Raw genomic sequence first — 20,679 nt, forward strand, 5'->3', positions numbered from 1 at the left:
GGCTACGACTCGCACGCCACGGCAACCCAGCCGCATCAACGAGAGCTGAGCCCGCTCACGCGGTGGCCGCGAACGCCTCCGCGACGACGTCGAAGCCCTCGGCGAGCAGCTCGTCGGAGATCGACAGCGGCGGCAGGAAGCGGAAGACGTTGCCCCAGGTGCCGCAGGTGAGGACGACGACGCCGTGGGCGTGGCAGTGGGCTGCTACGGCTGCGGCGCGGGCGGCGTCCGGCTCGGTGGTGCCGGGGGTGCACAGCTCGATCGCCATCATCGCGCCGCGACCTCGGACGTCGCCGACGACCGCGTAGGTCTCCTGGAGGTCCGCGAGCCGGCCGGCCATCGTCGCGCCGATCTCGCGGGCCCGGGCGCCGAGGTCGTGCTCGCGCATCTCCTCGATCGCGCCCATCGCGGCCGCGCAGGCGACCGGGTTGCCGCCGTAGGTGCCGCCGAGACCGCCCGCGTGCACGGCGTCCATCAGCTCCGCGCGGCCGGTGACCCCGGCCAGCGGCAGGCCGCCCGCGATGCCCTTGGCGGTGGTGACCAGGTCGGGCACGACGCCCTCGTGGTCGCTGGCGAACCAGTCGCCGGTGCGGCAGAAGCCCGACTGGATCTCGTCGGCGATGTAGACGACGTCGTTGGCCGTGCACCACGCGGCGATCGCCGGCAGGAAGCCGGGCGCCGGCACGATGAAACCGCCCTCACCCTGGATCGGTTCGATCGCCACGCAGGCCAGGTTGGTCGCACCCACCTGCTTCTCGATCACGTCGATCGCCCGCGCGGCAGCCTCCTGGCCGGAGAGTCCGTCGCGGAACGGGTAGGACATCGGTGCGCGGTATACCTCGCCGGCGAACGGCCCGAAGCCGTGCTTGTAGGGCATGTTCTTGGCGGTCATCGCCATCGTCAGGTTGGTGCGCCCGTGGTAGGCGTGGTCGAAGACCACGACCGCGTCCTTGCCGGTCGCCACGCGGGCGATCTTGACCGCGTTCTCCACGGCCTCGGCGCCGGAGTTGAAGAGGGCGGACTTCTTGGCGTGGTCGCCCGGTGTGAGCTCGGCGAGGGCCTCGCAGACGTCGACGTACCCGTCGTACGGCGTGACCATGAAGCAGGTGTGCGTGAAGGCGGCGACCTGCTCGGTCACCCGTCGTACGACCGCGTCGGCGGCATTGCCGACCGAGGTCACCGCGATCCCCGAGCCGAGGTCGATGAGCGAGTTGCCGTCGACGTCGCGGAGCACCCCACCGCCGGCCGCGACGATGAACACGGGCAGCGTCGTGCCCACGCCATCGGCAACGTGCTCCTTCTTGCGCTCCAGCCGCCGCCGTGACTCCGGGCCGGGGATCGCCGTGACGAGCCGGCGTTCCTGGGGCAGGGACGGTCCTCCGACAACAGATTCAGTCATGTGCTGAGCATAATGCGACGGTTTCCGTATGTGGAGGCCCCTGTTGCGACGAATTCGTGGTCGTCGGCCCAGGTGCGGGAGACTTCTCCCCGTGACCCGTCGTGATGTCGTCGTCCTCGGCTCCACCGGCTCCATCGGCACCCAGGCCCTGGAGCTGGTCCGCGCCAACCCAGACCGCTTCCGCGTCGTCGGCCTGACCGCGGGCGGGTCCAACCCCGACCTCTTCGAGCAGCAGGTCGAGGAGTTCGCCCCGGCGTACTCCGGCCTGGGCGAGGAGGCCTCCACCGAGGCCGCCGCCCAGCCTTGCGACGTCGTGCTCAACGGCATCACCGGCGCGGTCGGCCTGCGCCCGACGCTGGCGGCGCTCGACGCCGGCACCACGCTCGCGCTGGCCAACAAGGAGTCGCTCATCATGGGTGGCCCGTTGGTCCTCGAGCGTGCGCAGCCGGACCAGATCGTGCCCGTCGACTCCGAGCACAGCGCGATCGCGCAGTGCCTCAGGGGCGCCCGCCCCGAGGAGGTACGACGACTCGTGCTGACCGCCAGCGGCGGACCGTTCCGCGGCCGCTCGCGCGCGGAGCTCGCCGACGTGACCCCGGATCAGGCGGCGGCCCACCCGACCTGGGACATGGGGCCGGTCATCACGATCAACTCCGCGACCCTGGTCAACAAGGGCCTCGAGGTCATCGAGGCGCACCTGCTCTTCGGCATCCCCTTCGACCGGATCGAGGTGGTCGTGCACCCCACGAGCGTCGTGCACTCGATGGTCGAGTTCGTCGACGGCTCGACCCTGGTGCAGGCCAGCCCGCCCACCATGATGATCCCGATCGCGCTGGGGCTCTCCTGGCCCGACCGGGTCCCCGACGCGGCCCCTCCGGTGGACTGGACCCGCCCCGAGACCTGGGAGTTCTTCCCGCTCGACCACGAGGCGTTCCCCGCGGTCTCGCTGGCCCGCGAGGCGGGGGAGAAGGGCAGCACCGCACCGGCGGTCTACAACGCGGCCAACGAGGTCTGTGTCGAGGCGTTCCGTGCCGGCCGGCTCCGCTTCGACGAGATCGTCAGCAGTGTTGCCACCGTCCTTGCGCGCCACGACGTACCCTCGATCGAGGGACTCACCGTCGACGACATCCTCGCCGCCGACGCCTGGGCCCGCACCGAGACCAGCAGCCTGATCGGGAGACCCGCGTGACCGCGTTCTACTACCTTCTCGGCGTCGTCATCTTCGTCGTCGCCATCCTCGCCTCGATCGGCCTGCACGAGCTCGGCCACATGATCCCGGCGAAGAAGTTCGGCGGGAAGGTGACGCAGTACTTCATCGGCTTCGGCCCCACGGTGTGGAGCAAGCAGGTCGGCGAGACCGAGTACGGAGTCAAGGCGATCCCGCTCGGTGGCTACGTCAAGATCGTCGGGATGCTGCCGCCGGGTGCGCACGAGCTGGCCGACGAGGTCGTCGTCGACGCCGCAGGCAACACCGTCACGCGCGTGCGCAAGTCCAACACCGGCATGTTCACCCAGCTGATCTCCGACGCCCGCGCGGCGGAGTGGGAGCTCGTCGGTCCCGAGGACAACGACCGGCTCTTCTACAAGCTGGCGTCCTGGAAGAAGATCGTCGTGATGGCCGGTGGCCCGACGGTCAACCTGCTGATCGCCTTCTTCATCTTCTGGGGCGTCTTCGCGACCTACGGCCAGCAAACCGCCGAGGTCGCCACGGGGGCCCCGGTCATCAGCACGGTCTCGGAGTGCGTCATCCCCTTCACCGAGGAGGGTCGCAAGTGCACGGCTGACGACCCGCCGAGCCCGGCCTTCGAGGCCGGCCTGCGCCCGGGTGACCAGGTCACCACGTTCAACGGCGTCGCGGTCACCGGCTGGGACCAGCTGCGCGACCTGATCCGCGACAACGCCGCCGGCGACGCGACCATCGCCTACGTCCGCGACGGTCAGCAGCTCAACGGAACGACGTCGACGACGGTGGAGGCTCGTCCCACCTCGGAGACCGACGAGACCCTGCGCGAGGTCGGCTTCCTCGGCGTCACGCCCGAGCTCGAGATCATCACCACCACGGGCGGCCCCCTCTATACCCTGGACCAGATGGGCGACATGACCGTCGAGACCGTCAAGGCGCTCGCCACCTTGCCCGTGAAGGTCTTCGACGTCGCCCAGGCCATCGTCGGCCTCGAGGAGCGCGACCCCCTCGGCCCGGTCAGCATCGTCGGTGGTGGCCGCCTCGCGGGCGAGACCGTCTCCAGCGACCAGTTCCCGGTCGCCGAGAAGGCCGTCTTCCTCCTCATGCTCATCGCCGGCTTCAACTTCTTCATCGGCATGTTCAACTTCCTGCCGTTGCTCCCGCTCGACGGTGGCCACATCGCCAGCGCCGCCTGGGAGTGGGTCCGTCGTGGCATCGCCCGGCTGCGTCGTCGTCCCGACCCGGGCTACGTCGACGCCGCCAAGCTGCTGCCGATCGCCTACGTCGTCGCCTCGGCGATGCTGGTCATGGGCGTGGTGCTGATCATCGGCGACCTCGTCGTGCCGCTCAGCCTGGAGGGTTGAGGCTGCTGCGCAACGTCATACGTCCCGAGGAGTCGCCTCCACGCTCCGTATGACGTCCGGCGCCCCGCTGCCGATCCGAAGGACCACCCACCGTCCACACCGGGCCGGGCAGCCAGCTTCTTCACAGGGCACCCACGTGCCGGTCACCGATCCGGTGCGGGAGGCGCAGCCTCGGCCACATGTCGGAGTCCACGCCGTACGACGCACCCGTCCTCGTCGCCGTCCGTGCCCTGGGTGCCCAGCAGGGCCAGGTGGTGTCCCGGCCCCAGCTCTACGCGCTGGGTGTCACCCGGTGGCAGGTCAGCGGCGAGGCGCGGGCGCGTCGGTGGCAGCTGGTGGGCGACCAGTCGGTCTGCCTCCACCACGGGCCGGTCGAGGAGGTCGGGCACCAGTGGGCCGCGGTCTTCCAAGGTGGACCGCGCGCCTGCCTAGACGGGGCGTCGGCCCTGCTCGCCGGCGGCCTGCAGCGGTTCACGGTTGAACGGGTCCGGGTCTCGGTGCCCCGGGGTGCCCGGGTGCGGCGGACGAAGGGCTACGACATCCGGCAGACCCGCCGGTGGTCGGCCGGCGACCTGGCGCCCAGCGGCATCCCCCGCACCACACCTGCTGTCGCGGCCCTGAGAGGCGCGCTCTGGGCTGCCACCGACCGCCAGGCGACCTACCTGCTGACCATCGCGGTGCAGCAGGGCCTGGCCTCACCCGAGCAGATCGGTCATGAGCTCCTTCGCATCCGGCGTGACCGGCGGAGGTCACTGCTGCATACGGTCGTGAACGACCTGCTGGACGGTGCGCGTGCGCTCGGAGAGCTCGACGTGGTGCGTGAGCTGCGACGCCGGGGGTTGCCTGCGCCGTCGCGACAGGTGCTGCGCCGGGACGCGAAGAACCGCTACTACCTCGACCTCTACTGGCCCGACCACCGGTTGGTGGTCGAGGTCGACGGGATCCACCACGCCTGGGCCGAGAACGTCGTCGGTGATGCGCTCCGACAGAACTCCTTCGTCCTCGCCGGCGACGTGGTCCTCCGGTTGCCCCTGCTCGGGATGCGGCTCGAGCCGGACGACTTCTTCGCGCAGGTCGAGGAGGGCCTCCGGCTGGGTGGCTGGCAGCGAGCCGCTGCTTGAGGCCGCCAGGACGTCATACGCAACGTGGACGCGACTCCACGGTTCGCATGACGTCCGCGAGCTCGCGCCGGCGCCCCGGTCAGTACGCTGGAGGCATGACCGCCATCAACCTCGGAATGCCGGAGGCGCCGCCTCCCGTGCTCGCGCCCCGCCGCAAGACCCGTCAGATCCAGGTCGGCAAGGTCGGGGTCGGCAGCGAGTCGCCGGTGTCGGTGCAGTCGATGACCACGACGCTCACCTCTGACGTCAACGCCACGCTCCAGCAGATCGCCGAGCTGACCGCCACCGGCTGCGACATCGTGCGCGTCGCGTGCCCCAGCCAGGACGACGCCGAGGCGCTCGCGGAGATCGCCCAGCACTCGCAGATCCCGGTCATCGCCGACATCCACTTCCAGCCGAAGTACGTCTACGCCGCGATCGACGCCGGCTGCGCCGCGGTCCGGGTCAACCCCGGCAACATCCGCAAGTTCGACGACCAGGTCAAGCAGATTGCCCAGGCCGCCAAGGACCGCGGCACCTCGATCCGCATCGGCGTCAACGCCGGGTCGCTCGACCCGCGCCTGTTGGAGAAGTACGGCAAGGCCACCCCCGAGGCGCTCGTCGAGTCAGCCGTCTGGGAGGCGGGGCTCTTCGAGGAGCACGACTTCCACGACTTCAAGATCTCGGTCAAGCACAACGATCCCGTCGTCATGGTCCGCGCCTACGAGCTGCTCGCCGCGGCCGGCGACTGGCCGCTCCACCTCGGCGTGACCGAGGCCGGCCCTGCCTTCCAGGGCACGATCAAGTCGGCCACCGCGTTCGGCGCCCTGCTCAGCAAGGGCATCGGCGACACCATCCGCGTCTCCCTCTCGGCCCCGCCGGTCGAGGAGGTCAAGGTCGGCATCCAGATCCTCCAGTCGCTCAACCTGCGCCCGCGCAAGCTCGAGATCGTCTCCTGCCCGAGCTGTGGTCGCGCCCAGGTCGACGTCTACACGCTCGCCGAGCAGGTCACCGCCGGCCTCGAGGGGCTCGACGTCCCACTGCGGGTGGCCGTCATGGGCTGCGTCGTCAACGGTCCCGGGGAGGCCCGCGAGGCCGACCTCGGGGTCGCCTCCGGCAACGGCAAGGGCCAGATCTTCGTCAGGGGCGAGGTCATCAAGACCGTGCCCGAGTCGCAGATCGTCGAGACCCTGATCGAGGAGGCCATGCGCATCGCCGAGGGCATGGAGGCCGTCGAGGGCAGCGGCGCCCAGGTCAGCGTCAGCTGAGCCCGGCTCGTCGCGCTTCGGTTCCTCCCGGTGCGCCCTCGTCGGTCGAGCCCGAGAGGCGTAGAGGCGTCGAGGCGTGGCCGCTCAGGGACTGTGGTTGATCCGAGCGACGGTCAGCATCGGATCCGCCACACTGCGCCAGACGGAGGAGCCCGGGCATGCCTTCGACCCCGCCGGCGGCGGCGGCGGCGGGACGACGGGCGGGTTGGCAGGTCTCACTGGGTGGTGCGGACGGTCGCCCGGTCGCCCGGTCGCCTCGGCTTGCACGTCGTGCTGTGGCCGGACGTGCCGGTGACCCCGCCGGCCTCTCGTGCCAGTGTGGTGGGCGGCCGCCCTGGCGCTCGCGGTCTGGTCGGTGGCCTCCACGGTGATCGTCATCAACTCCGTGTCCTACCGCCGGGTCGGGATGCCCGAGCCGCTGCTGGGGAGGGTCGACACCGCCGGCCGGATGCTGTCGTGGGGGCTCGGGTGGACCGTCGTCGTGGCCCGGACCTCGCCGCTGCGGCACGCCGGCCTCGCCTCCACCGGAGAGCAAGCACCCACCGCCACCCGCGACCCGTAGAGTCGCCGCGTGCAGACCACACGCCAGGGCGTCAGGGCCCTGGGGACCTCCGACCTCGACGCCTTCTTGGCGCTCGCACAGCAGGACCCGGTGGTCAACGTGTTCGCCCTCTACCGGGCACGCACCACGAGCCTGGAGCCACGCTGGCTCGGCGGCGAGGTGTGGGGGCGCTTCCTGGACGGGGAGCTGGTGGCGGCCTGCCACGTCGGCGCGAACCTGGTGCCGATCCAGGCCACCGCCGACGACGCGCGCGCCTTCGCCGAGCGGGCGATGACGCGCAGCCGCAGCGTCTCGACGATCGTCGGCCCGCACGATGCCGTGCAGGTCCTGTGGAACTCCGTGTCGCAGAGCTGGGGCAGGCCGCGGGAGATCCGCTGGCTGCAGCCACACCTGGTGATCGACGGCCCACCGCTGGTGATGTCGGACCCCCTGGTGCGTCGTACGACCCGGCAGGACATGCCTGCGCTCTACCCCGCGTGTGTCGCGATGTACACCGAGGAGGTCGGTGTCTCGCCCGAGCTCGGCGGCAGCTCCGATCTCTACCGCGCCCGCGTCACCCAGCTCACGAGCAGGGGCTGGTCCTTCGCCCGCTTCGAGGGCGGCCGCGTGATCTTCAAGGCCGAGGTGGCCTGCGCGACGAGCTACGCGGCCCAGATCCAGGGCGTGTGGGTTCCGCCGGACCGTCGCGGCGAGGGTCTGGCGATCGCCGGCATGGCCGCGGTCGTGGAGCACGTGCAGGCCGAGATCGCTCCCCATGTCTCGCTCTACGTCAACGAGTGGAACCAGGCGGCCCGGCGCGTCTACAAGGCGGTCGGCTTCCGCGAGACCACTCGCTTCTCGACCGTCATGTTCTGACGACGTCCTCCTTGGGGCGCTCTAGGATCGCCGGCGTGAGCCTCTCCCGAAGCACCAAGGTCCTGGCCGGCATCTTTGCCGTCAGCGGCACCATCCACCTCGCCAAGCCCGACGCCTACGAGCAGATCATGCCGAGCTGGGTCCCGCGTCACCGCGAGGTCATCCTCGGCAGCGGCGTTGCCGAGCTCGGCCTTGCCGCCGGGCTGGTCGCGCCGCAGACGCGCAAGCTGGCCGGCTGGGCCAGCATCGCGCTGCTGCTCGGCGTCTACCCCGCCAACGTCAAGATGGCCGTCGACTCGACGAAGACCCGCAACACCGGCTTCAAGGCCGTCGCCATCGGCCGGCTTCCGCTGCAGTGGCCGATGCTGAAGGCGGCGTACGGCGCCACCCGCGGCGAGTGAGCGGAGGCCGGGCGGCAACTGGTTCGCGGCGGGGGACGACCCGCCAGTAGCCTGACCCGCATGATGATGCGGATGTCGAGCCTGTTCGTGCGGACCCTGCGAGACGACCCCGCGGACGCCGAGGTCCCGAGCCACCGGCTGCTCGTGCGCGCGGGCTACATCCGCCGCGCGGCTCCCGGCATCTACTCGTGGCTCCCGCTCGGTCTGCGCGTGCTGCGCCGGGTCGAGGGGATCATCCGCGAGGAGATGAACGGGATCGGCGCCCAGGAGCTGTCGTTCCCCGCACTCTTGCCCCGCGAACCCTACGAGGCCAGCAACCGCTGGACGACGTACGGCAACGGCATCTTCCGGCTCCAGGACCGCAAGGGCGGCGACTACCTGTTGGGTCCTACCCACGAGGAGATGTTCACCCTCGCGGTCAAGGACATGTATGCCTCCTACAAGGACCTCCCGGTCTGGCTCTACCAGATCCAGACGAAGTACCGCGACGAGGCGCGTCCCCGCGCCGGGGTGCTGCGCGGCCGCGAGTTCATCATGAAGGACTCCTACTCCTTCGACACCACCGACGAGGGCCTCGACCGCTCGTACGCCGCCCACCGCGCGGCCTACATCAGGGTCTTCGACCGGCTCGGCTTCGACTACGTGATCGTCAAGGCGACGTCCGGGGCGATGGGCGGCTCGAAGTCCGAGGAGTTCCTCGCCAAGGCCGACGTCGGCGAGGACACCTACGTCCGCTGCACGGCCTGTGACTACGCCGCCAACGTCGAGGCCGTGCAGGTGCGCACGCCCGCTCCCTCGGCGTACGACGACGTGCCCGCCGCACACGCGGAGCAGACGCCGGACACCCCCACGATCCAAACGCTCGTGGACCACCTCAACGAGAAGTACCCTCGCGACGACCGCCCCTGGGCCGCCGGCGACACCCTCAAGAACGTCCTTGTCGTGCTCAAGCACCCCGACGGCACCCGCGAGCCCGTCGCGATCGGCGTCCCCGGTGACCGTGAGGTCGACCAGAAGCGGCTCGAGGGCCAGCTCGAGCCCACCGAGGTCGAGCCGTTCGGCGAGACCGAGTTCGCCATGCACCCGTCACTGGTGAAGGGCTACATCGGCCCCGGCGCGCTCGGTGAGAAGAGTGAGTCCGGGATCCGCTACCTCGTCGACCCCCGCGTGGTCGAGGGCACCCGCTGGGTCACCGGCGCGAACATCGATGGCAGCCACGTCGTCGACCTGGTCGTGGGCCGCGACTTCGTGCCCGACGGCACCATCGAGGCCGCGGACGTGCGCGACGGCGACGCCTGCCCGAACTGTGAGGAGGGCGCCCTGGAGTCCGCCCGCGGCATCGAGATGGGACACATCTTCCAGCTCGGTCGTTGGTTCGCCGAGGCGCTCGAGCTGAAGGTGCTCGACGAGAACGGCAAGCTGGTCACGGTCACGATGGGCTCCTACGGCATCGGCGTCACTCGTGCGGTGGCCGCGATCGCCGAGGGCACGCTCGACGAGCTGGGCCTGGCCTGGCCGCGCGAGGTCGCGCCGGCCGACGTGCACATCATCGCCGCCGGCAAGGCGCCCGAGATCTTCGCAGCCGCCGAGAAGATCGCCTCCGACCTCGACGCCGCCGGCGTCCAGGTGCTCTACGACGACCGGGCCGGCAAGGTCAGCCCCGGCGTGAAGTTCAAGGACGCCGAGCTGATCGGTGTCCCGACGATCGTCGTCGTGGGTCGCGACCTCGCCGAGTCCGGCACCGTCGAGCTCAAGGACCGCCGCAGCGGCGAGAAGGAGAACGTCGCCGCCGACCAGGTCGTCGACCACCTGGTCTCGCTGGTCCGCAGCTGACGGCTTCGGGCTGACGGCCCGGCTCAGGGCCGTCTCGGGTCGACCAGGCGGTGCAGCGGGGTGGGTCCCCGCCGCCCGGCCGGCTCGATGAGCTCCATCAGCCGCAGGCAGTAGGCGACCCGCTGTGCCAGGACGACCGGCGCCCCGACGAGGGCACCGAGCTCCGCGGTCGAGAACGGCTCGGTCGGCAGGTCCGCCCCCAGCAGCCCGAGGGCGTCGGCGGGCTGGCGCAGCTCGTGGCGCCCCACGACCTCGGCGAGGTGGCGCACCCCGGGGTCACGGGTGCGCCGACCCGAGCGGCTGCGGGTCGGCGCGGGCGCGCGCACGTGGTCCTCGCGGCACAGCAGCACCTCCACCACCAGGTGCGGATGGCCGATCAGTGACGGGAACGAGACGAGCTTGTCGAACACCTCCAGCACACCGGCCTTCTTGGGGGAGCGGCGCTCGGAGAGGATCACACCGTCCGCGTCGACGCGCACGATGCGCCTCACGGCGGGGACCGGGTGCACGATCCGCATCCGGTGCTGGTCGAGGAGGCCATCGAGCTTGGGCCCGAGCGGTCCGAAGCCGCCGGTCTGGATCTCGACCAGCTCTCCGTCGGCGCGCACCAGGTCGACCACCCACCGCCCGATCGGCACCTCGAACGCATCGCCCGGCCGGGAGAGCCACTGCTTCACCGCTGCGTGGAGCGGCCCCTCCGCGAGCTCCCCGATCCCTGGCACGCCGCTGAGCCTAGAGAGATCTAGGGTGGCGCGATGGAGACCCCGCCACGCGAGACCCTGCCCTTCGGTGCCTGGCCCTCGCCCCTCTCGGCCCGTCGGGTCCACACCAGCTCCACCCGGCGCACCGGTCCGCGGGTCGACGGCGACACGCTGCTCTGGCTCGAGGCCCGTCCCGCCGACGACGGCCGCACCACCCTGGTCCGCCTGCAGGGCGGCGTGACCGTGGACGTGTCGCTGCCCGGACAGGACGTCCGCACCCGCTTCCACGAGTACGGCGGCGGCGAGGTCGGTGCCGTGGACGACCTGGTCGTCTACACGGTGTTCGGCGACCAACGGGTGTGGCGCGTCGTGCCGGGCGAGGCGCCGCGCCCGATCACGCCCGACGTGGGCGGCGCGCTGCGCTTCTCCTGCTTCCGCGTGGATCCCGTGCGGCGGGTGGTGTTCTGCCTGCGCGAGGACCAGCGCGACCCCGACGTCGAGCCCGTCACGTCCCTGGTGCGGCTGGACCTCGACGGCTCCGACGACCCAGGGGTCGAGCTGGTGGCCGGCCGGGTCCGACCCACCGACACGCCCGAGGAGCTCGGCGCCGACGTCGGCTCGCCACCCGACTTCGTGGCCGACCACGTGCTCTCGCCCGACGGGCGACGGCTCGCATGGCTGACGTGGAACCACCCGCGGATGGCGTGGGACGGGACCTGGCTGTGGGTCGGCGACCTCGACGACGCCGGCGACCTGCACGACGTCCGGCTCGTCGCGGGCAACGAGGAGGAGTCGCTCGAGCAGCCGCGGTGGCTCGACGACCAACGGCTGACCTACCTCAGCGACGCCACCGGGTGGTCGTTGCACCGGGTGGTGGGCGTGGCCGGCCCGGCGGTGTCTCACGCGCTGCACGACGTCGAGCTCGACCACGGCCAGCCGCGCTGGCGGCCCGACCAGTCGTCGTACGACGTGCTGGCCGACGGGCGCCTCGTCACCACCGTCACCTCGGCTGGGCGCCACCACCTCGCCGTCCTCGACCCGGCGACGGGGGAGTCACGCACGGTGGCGAGCCCGCTGACGTTCGTCCTCGACGTCCGGGCCACCGGCCCGGACCAGGTGGTCTGCCAGGCCTGCTTCGCCGACCGACCCGCCGAGCTCGTCACCGTGGACCTGCGCGACGGCACCACGACCGCGGTCGGCGGAGTCGAGTGGGCGGCCCCTGAGCCCGGGCTGGTGAGCCTGCCGGAGGCCGTCGACTGGACCGGCGACGACGGTGCCACGGCGCACGGCTTCCTCTACCCACCGGCCAACGACGCGGTGTCGGCGCCGGAGGGTGCCCTGCCGCCGTTGGTCGTGACCCTGCACGGGGGACCGACGTCGGCGGCGATCCCGGCCCACGCGGCCGACCGTGCCTTCTGGACCTCCCGCGGCTTCGCCGTGCTCGACGTCAACTACGCCGGGTCCACCGGCTACGGACGCGCCTACCGGCGGCGTCTCGACGGCGCCTGGGGCGTCGCGGACGTCGCCGACGCGGCCACCGGGGCGCGCCACCTCGTCGACACCGGCCGGGTCGACGGCGCCCGCGTCGCGATCACCGGTGGCAGTGCCGGCGGATTCACGGTCCTGCGGGCCCTGACGACCACGGACGTCTTCACCGCGGGTGCCAGCCACTTCGGGATCAGTGACCTCACCGCTCTGGTGCTCGACACGCACAAGTTCGAGTCACGCTATCCGTGGGGGCTCGTCGCGCCGTGGCCCTCGGGGCGTGAGGTCTACGAGGCGCGCTCGCCGCTGCGCGACGTCGCCCGGCTCACGGCCCCCTTGATCTTGCTCCAGGGCACCGACGACCGGGTGGTCCCGCCCGTGCAGGCCGAGGCGATGGCCGCCGCCGTGCGGGAGCGGGGGCTGCCGGTCGCGCTGGTGATGTTCGAGGGGGAGGGCCACGGCTTCCGCCAGGTCGCCAACCGGGTGCGGGCGCTGGAGTCGGAGCTGTCCTTCTACGGCCAGGTCTGGGGCTTCGACCCGGCCGGGGACATCCCGCCTGTCGACGTGGAGAACCTGCCGCCTGCTGCCGGCTCGGCTGCCGGCACGCCGGTCGGCAGCTCTGGCTAGGGTTTCGCGCATGGCGATCGACGCGGTGATCTTCGACTGGGGCGGCACGCTGACCCGCTGGCACGACATCGACTTCCACGCGGAGTCGCTGGCGCTGGCCCAGGCCGTCGTCGACCACTCCGACACCGAGGCAGCCCGGTCGCGGCTGCATGCCGCCGGCGACGTCATCTGGGGCCGCTCGCGCGACCACCAGCAAAGCTCCACGGTGGCCGACCTCTTCACCGAGGCGGGGCTCGCCCACGACCCGGAGCTGCTGCGGCACTACTACGAGTTCTGGGAGCCCCACACCTCCACCGACCCGGCCGTCGGCCCGCTCTGGGAGGCGCTTCGGGCAGACGGGCTCAAGGTCGGCGTGCTGTCCAACACGATCTGGCCCCGGGCCTTCCACGAGCAGGTCTTCGAGCGCGACGGGGTGCGCCACCTGATCGACGGCGACGTCTACTCCAGCGAGATCCCCTGGACCAAGCCGTCACCGCTGGCGTTCCAGGCCGCGATGGACGCCGTGGGGGTCACCGACCCGAGCCGCTGCGTCTATGTCGGGGACCGGCTCTTCGACGACATCTGGGGCGCCCACAACGCCGGGCTCCGGGCGATCCACATCCCGCACAGTGCGATCCCGACCTCGCAGGTGGGACACACCGAGGGCGAGCCGGACGCCGTGGCCCACGACCTCGCGGAGGTCCACAGGATCGTCTCCGGCTGGTGAGGTGCATTTCTGCAGGTTCGTGCAGCGCAGGTTCTCGCAACGCAAAGATCTAGCGCTCCGGGGTCCCCAGGCGCGAGGGTCAGCGGCGAGCCGCTGGCGCTCGGCCGGCCGCACGAACGAAACGGACGACCCCCCATGCGCACACTCGGACTGCGTCTCCTGGCCCTGAGCACCCTCAGCGCCGCGACCCTCTCCCTCACCACCGTCGGGGCCTCGGCCCTGACCCCCTCACCCGACCGGGGCACGACCTGCGTGGAGCCGGGTGAGTCCGCTGCCGCACGCGGCGGCCGCGAGACCGACCACCGCGACATCTCCGCCGCCGAGCAGGAGCGGATCGCCGCCCGCACCCAGCGGCTTCTCGCGCGCCAGGACACCCCGCTGCCCGCCGCGGTCGCAGCCGCGGGGGCGATCGTGCCGGTCTACGTCCACGTCATGGCCGCCAAGAACGGTGCCGGCGATGTCACCGACACCCAGATCGCCCAGCAGGTCCAGGTCCTCAACACGACCTTCGCCGGTGGTGAGTCCGCTGCCGCTGCCGACACCGGCTTCACCTTCACCCTGGCCGGCACCGACCGCTTCTTCAACGACACCTGGCACCGGGACGGCTCCAGCACCAAGTACCGCAAGGCCACCCGCCAGGGCGGTGCCGACGCACTCAACATCTGGCTGGTGGACTTCAGCTATCTCGGGGTCGCCACCTTCCCGTGGGACTACGCCCGCAACCCGGGCATCGACGGCATCCGCGTGCAGTACTCCTCGCTGCCCGGTGGCACGGCCGCCAACTACGACCTCGGCGAGACCGCCACCCACGAGGCGGGCCACTGGTTCGGGCTCTACCACACGTTCCAGGGTGGCTGCACGGCCACCAACGACGAGGTCAGCGACACTGCGGCGCAGGGCAGCCCGACCAATGGCTGCCCCGAGGGTCGCGACTCCTGCACGCTGCCGGGCCTCGACCCGATCCACAACTACATGGACTACTCCTACGACACCTGCTACGACCAGTTCTCCGCCGGACAGAGCACCCGCACGGCGCAGATGTGGGCGGCCTACCGGGCCTGACGCGGGACAACCCCGGCGGCCGATTTCTGCAGGTTCTTGCAATGCAGGAATGTGTCCTGCGCAGGAGGTGCCACGGGGGTCAAAGCTGTTGCATGCTTCTCGTGGAGAGACACCCACGCCTATCCCACCCAGGCGGTCCCTCCACCGGGCCTCTGTCCCAGGCCTCAACGGTCCGCTTGCTCGTCTTTTCCGGGGAACATCTCGGGCGTCCCCCGGAAGACGAGCTCGCGGACCGCTGTCATTTGCAGCGCCCGCACTGCCCACGCCCGCAGCTCGTCGGTGGTGCTCCCCACGAGGAACGCATATGTCGACGCGCAGGAGCGCTCCAGCGCCAGCGCCTGGCGGGTCACGGCGCCGGGCGTGCCCACGTCGGAGGGCACGTCGTACGCCGGCTCGCTCGGCACGGGGGTGGCCCCCAGGTCGGTGAGGACGCGGGTCAGGTGGTCACGGCGGCCCCGGTGGGTCGCGTAGGTCTCGCTGAGCGACGTGAAGAGAGCGGGGTTCGCCGACTGCGACGTCTGCCCGCCGAGCACGCCGAGGACGTAGACGACCGCGTGCTCCGCGGCCAGGGTGGTCTGCAGGGCCTGGACCTCGCTCACGCTGCCCCCTCGCGAGACATCGGCGCCATGAGCGCCAGCCGCTGGGCGACGGCAGCCGACATCTGGGCCAGCAGGACGGCCAGGGAGCCGCTGCGCGCCTCGAGCGCCGCTGCCTCGAGTCGCTGCTGGTGGGCGCGCTCGAGCTTCGACATCTCCAGCACCGCCTCCCGGCGGGGCAGCCGGTTCACGCCCGCCGCGAAGCGGTGGCCGTCCTCACCGGTCAGGGCTGCGCGGTGGGCGGCGTGCATGTCGCGCAGGTCGGCGACCTGGGCGTCGAGCCCGCGGCCCTGGGGCACCGCCTCGATGGTGGCCTCGACGTCGCGCACCACGCGATCGACGAGGTCGGCGTCGGCGTCGGCCGGTGGCAGCGTGGGGGCGGCTTCGGTGGTGGCGGATGAGGGGTCGCCGCGCGGTGAGAGATCGCTCACCGCGTCGCACCCGGCGACGGCGACCAGACTGCCCAGCGCCATGCCCAACGCCGTGCGGCGGGTGGTCGCGGCAGCCCGGTCAGTCACGCCCAGACCCTATCTCCGGGTGCTGGCGGAGCAGCCGGGAGCCGCTATCGTTGGGGAGGCACCACAGCGCTGGGCACACAGCACTGGCAGGGCAGCACCCACAACAGCACAGGGAGGTCGCGCATCATGAGCGCCAAGGAGACCGAGACGCAGGTCCGCATCGAGGCAGAGATCGCCGACCCCCTGGGTGTGCACGGTCTCGACGTCGAAGCCGTCGAGATCACCCCCGCCGGCAAGCGCCGCGTGCTGCGCATCGCGGTCGACAAGGACGGTGGCGTCACGATGGACGATGTCGCCGAGGCTGCCCGCACCATCGATGGGGTGCTGGAGGCCTCCGACGTGATGGGTGAGATGCCCTACACGCTCGAGGTGACCTCGCGTGGCGTCGACAGGCCCCTCACGCTGCCGCGCCACTGGCGCCGCAACGTCGCCCGCCTGGTCAAGGTGACCGCTATCGACGGGTCGTCGTGGACGGGGCGGATCGTGGCCTCGACCGACGACGGCGCGACCGTCGACGTCGCAGGTGTGCAGCGTCCCGTGCTCTACGCCGAGGTCGCCAAGGCCCTCGTGCAGATCGAGTTCAACCGCAAGCCCGTCGCCGTCGATGACGCCGGCGACACCGACGAGGAGGACGACGCCTGATGGACATCGACATGAGCATCCTGAGGATGCTGGAGCGAGAGAAGGAGATCTCCTTCTCCGTGCTGGTCGATGCGATCGAGCAGGCCCTCCACACCGCCTACCTCCGCACGCCCGGCTCCCACGAGAAGGCGCGGGTCACCCTGGACCGCAAGACCGGTCACGTGACCGTGCTGGCTGCCGAGCTCGACGACGACGGCAACGTCGTGGGCGAGTTCGAGGACACCCCCGACGGCTTCGGCCGGATCGCCGCGACGACTGCCAAGCAGATCATGCTGCAGCGGCTGCGCGACGCCGAGGACGACGTGCGTTTCGGAGAGTTTGCCGGCAAGGAGGGCGACATCATCTCCGGCGTCATCCAGCAGGGTCGCAACAAGGACGACGTGATGGTCGACCTCGGCAAGCTCGAGGCGCTGCTGCCCGTCGGCGAGCGCGTGCCCGGTGAGGACTACACCCACGGCACCCGCATCAAGTGCCTGGTGCTCTCTGTGCGCAAGGGCATGCGCGGCCCGCAGATCACGCTCTCGCGCTCCCACCCCAACCTGGTCAAGAAGCTCTTCGCGCTCGAGGTCCCTGAGGTCGCCAGCGGTGTCGTGGAGATCATGGCCATCGCCCGCGAGGCCGGCCACCGCACGAAGATCGCGGTCAAGACCGACGCCAGTGGGGTCAATCCCAAGGGTGCTTGCATCGGCCCGATGGGTCAGCGCGTGCGCAACGTGATGTCGGAGCTGCACGGGGAGAAGATCGACATCGTGGACTGGTCAGACGACCCTGCGCGGATGGTGGCCAACGCCCTGTCACCGGCCCGGGTCAACTCGGTCGAGATCGTCGACCTGGCCGCCCGCTCGGCGCGCGTCGTCGTCCCCGACTTCCAGCTCTCGCTGGCGATCGGAAAGGAAGGCCAGAACGCACGCCTCGCCGCCCGGCTCACCGGGTGGCGCATCGACATCCACGGCGACGACGAGGCGCCGACAGCGGCGCCGTCCGAGGGCTGAGTGGCTGCGGGGGCCTCGGTGACCTTCCCTGGGACCAACCCCGGTGCTGGAGCCGGGTCGCCCCGGTTCGGTGAAGTGGCCGGAGTTGGATAGAGTTCGCGGTGGTGGTCAACCCAAGTGCTCCTCTCACGTCGACGGATCCCGTCCGCACGTGCGTGGGGTGCCGCAAGCGGGCCGCCAAGCGCGAGTTGTTGCGCGTGACAGCAGGTTCGGACAGGCATGGCCTCGCGGCCGTCGTGCCCGACCCCGGTGGCACCGCACCCGGTCGGGGAGCGCACCTGCACCCCGTCGCCGAGTGTTACGACCTCGCCGTACGGCGAAGAGCCTTCACCCGTGCCCTCCGGCACGAGGGAGGGTTGTCCACCGTGCCGGTGGCGGACTACCTCGGCTCACGCACAGACCCACAGTGACGAAACCGACCAGAAACTGGAGCAGCAGCTCATGAGCACTCGATGAGTAACTCCCGATGAGTTTGCAACACCACCACTAACGGTCCGACACACCACCGCAGGACGCGGGTCGGGCCAGAAGGAGAATTGTGGCTAAGACCCGAGTCCACGAACTTGCGAAAGAGTTCGGCGTCGAGAGCAAGTTCGTTCTCGAGAAGTTCAAGGAGATGGGGGAGTTCGTCAAGTCGGCGAGCTCTACTGTCGAGCTCCCTGCGGAGATGCGTTTCCGCAAGGAGGTAGGCGCGTCGCTCAAGGCCGACACCCCTGCTGCCGCGGCACCCGTCGAGGACAAGCCCGCTGCCCCCCCCAAGCCGGCCCCGCGCAAGCCCGGCCCGGTCAAGAAGGCAGCCGCCCCCGACGAGGTGGCCCCCGAGCCGACTCCGGAGCCCGCCGTCCCGGCCGCGACCGTCGTCGAGGAGGTCCCCGCGACCGACCCCGTCGCCCCCGCCGCCCCCGTCGTCGAGACCGCTACCCCCGCCGCACCGCCGGTCGCCCCCGAGGCGCCGGCTGCTGCCAGCGCCGGTGCGAGCGCCCGCCCCAAGGCCCCCACTCCGGCGCCCCGTCCGGTCGGTCGCCCCGGTGCCCCGCGCCCCGGCAACAACCCCTTCTCGTCGAGCCAGGGCATGGGCCGCAAGCCCGCCGCCCCGCCGCGCGAGGCTCCTGCTGACGACGCCCCTGCTGCTGCGGCCGGCGACAACCGTCCGCCCCGTCCGGCTGCTGCCCGTGAGGGCAGCGGCGCTCCGGGTCGTCCCGGCATGCCTCGCCCCAACCCGGCGATGATGCCCAAGTCCCCTTCCGCCTTCGGTCCCGGCCCCGCCGGTCGTGGCGGCCCCGGTGGTGCGCCCGGTCGCGGCGCCCCCGCTGGCGCAGGTGCGCCCGGTGGTCGTCCCGGTGGCTTCGGCCCGAGCGGTGGCGGTCGTCCCGGTGGCGGCAACCGTCCCGGGCAGCGCGGTCAGACCCAGGGTGCCTTCGGTCGCCCCGGCGGACCGTCGCGCCGTGGACGCAAGTCGAAGCGTGCGCGTCGCCAGGAGTTCGAGGCCATGGAGGCTCCGACCCTGGGCGGCATGCGTGTCCGCAAGGGCAACGGCGAGACCGTGCGTCTCGCCCGTGGCGCCTCGCTGACGGACTTCGCCGACAAGGTCGGCGTCGACGCGGCCCAGCTCGTGCAGATGCTCTTCCACCTCGGTGAGATGGTCACCGCGACCGAGTCGGTCAACGACGGCACGCTCCAGCTGCTCGGTGAGGAGCTCAACTACACCGTCGAGGTCGTCTCGCCCGAGGACGAGGACCGCGAGCTGCTCGAGTCCTTCGACCTCGAGTTCGGCACCGACGAGGGCGACGAGAGCGATCTCGTCATCCGTCCGCCGGTCGTCACGGTCATGGGTCACGTCGACCACGGAAAGACCAAGCTCCTCGACGCACTGCGCAACGCCAACGTGGCCGGCAAGGAGGCCGGTGGCATCACGCAGCACATCGGTGCCTACCAGGTCTCCACCGAGGTCGACGGCAACGAGCGTCGGATCACCCTGATCGACACCCCCGGTCACGAGGCGTTCACCGCCATGCGTGCCCGTGGTGCCCAGGCGACCGACATCGCGATCCTCGTGGTGGCGGCCGACGACGGCGTCATGCCGCAGACGGTGGAGGCGCTCAACCACGCCCGTGCCGCCGGTGTGCCGATCGTGGTGGCGGTCAACAAGATCGACAAGCCCGACGCCGACCCGACCAAGGTCCGCGGCCAGCTGACCGAATACGGCCTGATCCCCGAGGAGTACGGCGGCGACGCGATGTTCGTCGACGTCTCGGCCAAGTCCGAGCTCAACCTCGACAAGCTGCTCGAGGCGGTCGTCCTCACCGCTGACGCGTCCCTGGACCTGCGGGCCAACCCCCACCAGGACGCCCAGGGTCTGGTCGTCGAGGCACACCTCGACCGTGGCCGCGGCCCGGTCGCGACGGTCCTCGTCCAGCGCGGCACGCTGCGCGTCGGCGACTCGATCGTGGCGGGCGCCGGCTACGGCCGCGTGCGCGCCATGCTCGACGAGCACGGCGACAACATCGAGGTGGCCGACCCGTCGCGTCCCGCGATGGTCCTCGGTCTCACCGCGGTGCCTGGCGCAGGCCAGAACTTCATCGTGGTCGAGGACGACCGCATGGCCCGCCAGATCGCCGAGAAGCGTGAGGCGCGCGAGCGTGCCGCCATGCAGGCCAAGCGTCGGGTCCGTCGTACGCTCGAGGACTTCATGGCCTCCATGGAGAAGGGCGAGAGCCAGGAGCTCAACCTCATCCTCAAGGGCGACGTGTCCGGCTCGGTCGAGGCTCTCGAGGACGCCCTCGCGCAGATCGACGTCGGCGACGAGGTCAGCCTCCGGGTCATCGACCGCGGTGTCGGTGCGATCACCGAGACCAACGTCGACCTCGCTGCCGCCTCCGACGCCATCATCATCGGCTTCAACGTCCGGCCTCAGGGCAAGGCGGGCCAGATGGCGGACAAGGAAGGCGTCGAGATCCGCTACTACTCGGTCATCTACAACGCGATCGAGGAGATCGAGGCGGCCCTCAAGGGCATGCTCAAGCCGGTCTACGAGGAGTCGACCCTGGGTCAGGCGGAGATCCGTGCGATCTTCCGCTCCTCCAAGCTCGGCAACATCGCGGGCTGCATGGTCACCTCGGGTGTCATCCGCCGCAACGCCAAGGTCCGCATCCTGCGCGACAGCAAGGTCGTGGCCGACAACCTCGACCTCGGCTCGCTCAAGCGGGAGAAGGACGACGCCTCCGAGGTCCGCGAGGGCTTCGAGTGCGGTCTGGTCGTCAAGAACTTCCAGGACATCAAGGAAGGCGATGTCGTGGAGGCCTTCGAGATGCGCGAGATCGCTCGCTCCTGATCGACCCCGTTCGAGTCGGCGCAATGTGACGGCCCCTGCTGTCACCTTGCGCCG

The 20,679-nt window shown here is 71.0% G+C and carries 19 protein-coding genes; 15 read left to right on the forward strand and 4 right to left on the reverse strand.

Annotated features, from left to right (window positions below):
* Positions 1-55: 55 nt before the first annotated feature.
* Positions 56-1,399: a 4-aminobutyrate--2-oxoglutarate transaminase gene (gene gabT, locus BM204_RS03635; RefSeq protein ID WP_091110457.1), complete on the reverse strand. Its 1,344-nt coding sequence runs from the start codon at positions 1,397-1,399 to the stop codon at positions 56-58.
* Positions 1,400-1,490: 91 nt separating this feature from the next.
* Between gabT and BM204_RS03640 the strand changes: the two genes are divergently transcribed.
* The 8 genes from BM204_RS03640 (at position 1,491) to BM204_RS03675 (ending at position 9,965) form a co-directional block, all read left to right on the forward strand.
* Complete coding sequence (locus BM204_RS03640; protein WP_246165867.1) at positions 1,491-2,588, forward strand: 1-deoxy-D-xylulose-5-phosphate reductoisomerase; 1,098 nt, start codon at positions 1,491-1,493, stop codon at positions 2,586-2,588.
* Positions 2,585-3,946, forward strand: coding sequence for a M50 family metallopeptidase (locus BM204_RS03645; RefSeq protein WP_091110461.1), 1,362 nt, complete (start codon positions 2,585-2,587; stop codon positions 3,944-3,946). Before BM204_RS03640 ends, BM204_RS03645 begins: the two co-directional genes overlap by 4 nt.
* 179 nt (positions 3,947-4,125) lie before the next feature.
* Positions 4,126-5,067 carry a DUF559 domain-containing protein gene (locus BM204_RS03650; RefSeq protein WP_091110463.1) on the forward strand — a complete coding sequence of 314 codons (942 nt, stop codon included), beginning with the start codon at positions 4,126-4,128 and terminating at the stop codon, positions 5,065-5,067.
* A 95-nt stretch (positions 5,068-5,162) separates the two neighbouring features.
* Positions 5,163-6,314 carry a flavodoxin-dependent (E)-4-hydroxy-3-methylbut-2-enyl-diphosphate synthase gene (ispG, locus tag BM204_RS03655; RefSeq protein WP_091110464.1) on the forward strand — a complete coding sequence of 384 codons (1,152 nt, stop codon included), beginning with the start codon at positions 5,163-5,165 and terminating at the stop codon, positions 6,312-6,314.
* A gap of 310 nt (positions 6,315-6,624) precedes the next feature.
* Complete coding sequence (locus BM204_RS03660; RefSeq protein WP_143099646.1) at positions 6,625-6,876, forward strand: hypothetical protein; 252 nt, start codon at positions 6,625-6,627, stop codon at positions 6,874-6,876.
* Between the two features lie 9 nt (positions 6,877-6,885).
* Positions 6,886-7,731, forward strand: a complete 846-nt coding sequence (locus tag BM204_RS03665; RefSeq protein ID WP_091110468.1) for a GNAT family N-acetyltransferase — start codon at positions 6,886-6,888, stop codon at positions 7,729-7,731.
* A gap of 35 nt (positions 7,732-7,766) precedes the next feature.
* Positions 7,767-8,132 carry a DoxX family protein gene (locus tag BM204_RS03670; RefSeq protein ID WP_218031135.1) on the forward strand — a complete coding sequence of 122 codons (366 nt, stop codon included), beginning with the start codon at positions 7,767-7,769 and terminating at the stop codon, positions 8,130-8,132.
* Between the two features lie 60 nt (positions 8,133-8,192).
* A complete protein-coding gene (locus BM204_RS03675; RefSeq protein ID WP_091110470.1) occupies positions 8,193-9,965 on the forward strand; it encodes a proline--tRNA ligase in 1,773 nt (590 codons plus the stop codon).
* A 23-nt stretch (positions 9,966-9,988) separates the two neighbouring features.
* Here BM204_RS03675 and BM204_RS03680 read toward each other — a convergent pair whose 3' ends face one another.
* Positions 9,989-10,687, reverse strand: coding sequence for a DUF8091 domain-containing protein (locus BM204_RS03680; protein WP_143099647.1), 699 nt, complete (start codon positions 10,685-10,687; stop codon positions 9,989-9,991).
* A gap of 33 nt (positions 10,688-10,720) precedes the next feature.
* Between BM204_RS03680 and BM204_RS03685 the strand changes: the two genes are divergently transcribed.
* The 3 genes from BM204_RS03685 (at position 10,721) to BM204_RS03695 (ending at position 14,546) form a co-directional block, all read left to right on the forward strand.
* On the forward strand, positions 10,721-12,778 hold the full coding sequence (locus BM204_RS03685) for a S9 family peptidase (RefSeq protein WP_091110474.1): 2,058 nt from the start codon (positions 10,721-10,723) through the stop codon (positions 12,776-12,778).
* A gap of 10 nt (positions 12,779-12,788) precedes the next feature.
* Positions 12,789-13,484, forward strand: a complete 696-nt coding sequence (locus BM204_RS03690; protein ID WP_091110475.1) for an HAD family hydrolase — start codon at positions 12,789-12,791, stop codon at positions 13,482-13,484.
* A gap of 135 nt (positions 13,485-13,619) precedes the next feature.
* On the forward strand, positions 13,620-14,546 hold the full coding sequence (locus tag BM204_RS03695; RefSeq protein WP_091110476.1) for a zinc metalloprotease: 927 nt from the start codon (positions 13,620-13,622) through the stop codon (positions 14,544-14,546).
* Positions 14,547-14,710: 164 nt separating this feature from the next.
* Here BM204_RS03695 and BM204_RS03700 read toward each other — a convergent pair whose 3' ends face one another.
* Both BM204_RS03700 and BM204_RS03705 read right to left on the reverse strand, forming a co-directional pair.
* Positions 14,711-15,145 (reverse strand): ferritin-like domain-containing protein, encoded by a 435-nt coding sequence (locus BM204_RS03700; protein WP_091110478.1) that lies wholly within the window; start codon positions 15,143-15,145, stop codon positions 14,711-14,713.
* A complete protein-coding gene (locus BM204_RS03705) occupies positions 15,142-15,660 on the reverse strand; it encodes a hypothetical protein (protein WP_091110479.1) in 519 nt (172 codons plus the stop codon). The genes BM204_RS03700 and BM204_RS03705 overlap by 4 nt, the downstream gene beginning before the upstream one ends.
* Before the next feature lie 126 nt (positions 15,661-15,786).
* Between BM204_RS03705 and rimP the strand changes: the two genes are divergently transcribed.
* The 4 genes from rimP to infB all read left to right on the forward strand — a co-directional run bounded on the left by rimP (position 15,787) and on the right by infB (position 20,625).
* Positions 15,787-16,302 carry a ribosome maturation factor RimP gene (rimP, locus tag BM204_RS03710; protein WP_091110481.1) on the forward strand — a complete coding sequence of 172 codons (516 nt, stop codon included), beginning with the start codon at positions 15,787-15,789 and terminating at the stop codon, positions 16,300-16,302.
* Complete coding sequence (gene nusA, locus BM204_RS03715) at positions 16,302-17,294, forward strand: transcription termination factor NusA (RefSeq protein ID WP_091110482.1); 993 nt, start codon at positions 16,302-16,304, stop codon at positions 17,292-17,294. Before rimP ends, nusA begins: the two co-directional genes overlap by 1 nt.
* 155 nt (positions 17,295-17,449) lie before the next feature.
* A complete protein-coding gene (locus BM204_RS03720) occupies positions 17,450-17,704 on the forward strand; it encodes a YlxR family protein (protein ID WP_091110484.1) in 255 nt (84 codons plus the stop codon).
* A gap of 128 nt (positions 17,705-17,832) precedes the next feature.
* Positions 17,833-20,625 carry a translation initiation factor IF-2 gene (gene infB, locus BM204_RS03725; RefSeq protein ID WP_218153741.1) on the forward strand — a complete coding sequence of 931 codons (2,793 nt, stop codon included), beginning with the start codon at positions 17,833-17,835 and terminating at the stop codon, positions 20,623-20,625.
* The last annotated feature ends 54 nt before the right edge of the window (positions 20,626-20,679 follow it).

This window comes from Nocardioides psychrotolerans (assembly GCF_900113685.1).
GTDB classification, from domain to species: Bacteria; Actinomycetota; Actinomycetes; order Propionibacteriales; family Nocardioidaceae; genus Nocardioides; species Nocardioides psychrotolerans.

Coding starts and splice junctions, on each gene's coding strand:
- gabT (WP_091110457.1), bottom strand. CDS start 1,399: ATGACTGAATCTGTTGTCGGAGGACCGTCCCTGCCCCAGGAACGCCGG.
- BM204_RS03650 (WP_091110463.1), top strand. CDS start 4,126: ATGTCGGAGTCCACGCCGTACGACGCACCCGTCCTCGTCGCCGTCCGT.
- ispG (WP_091110464.1), top strand. CDS start 5,163: ATGACCGCCATCAACCTCGGAATGCCGGAGGCGCCGCCTCCCGTGCTC.
- BM204_RS03675 (WP_091110470.1), top strand. CDS start 8,193: ATGATGATGCGGATGTCGAGCCTGTTCGTGCGGACCCTGCGAGACGAC.
- BM204_RS03685 (WP_091110474.1), top strand. CDS start 10,721: ATGGAGACCCCGCCACGCGAGACCCTGCCCTTCGGTGCCTGGCCCTCG.
- BM204_RS03690 (WP_091110475.1), top strand. CDS start 12,789: ATGGCGATCGACGCGGTGATCTTCGACTGGGGCGGCACGCTGACCCGC.
- BM204_RS03695 (WP_091110476.1), top strand. CDS start 13,620: ATGCGCACACTCGGACTGCGTCTCCTGGCCCTGAGCACCCTCAGCGCC.
- rimP (WP_091110481.1), top strand. CDS start 15,787: ATGAGCGCCAAGGAGACCGAGACGCAGGTCCGCATCGAGGCAGAGATC.
- nusA (WP_091110482.1), top strand. CDS start 16,302: ATGGACATCGACATGAGCATCCTGAGGATGCTGGAGCGAGAGAAGGAG.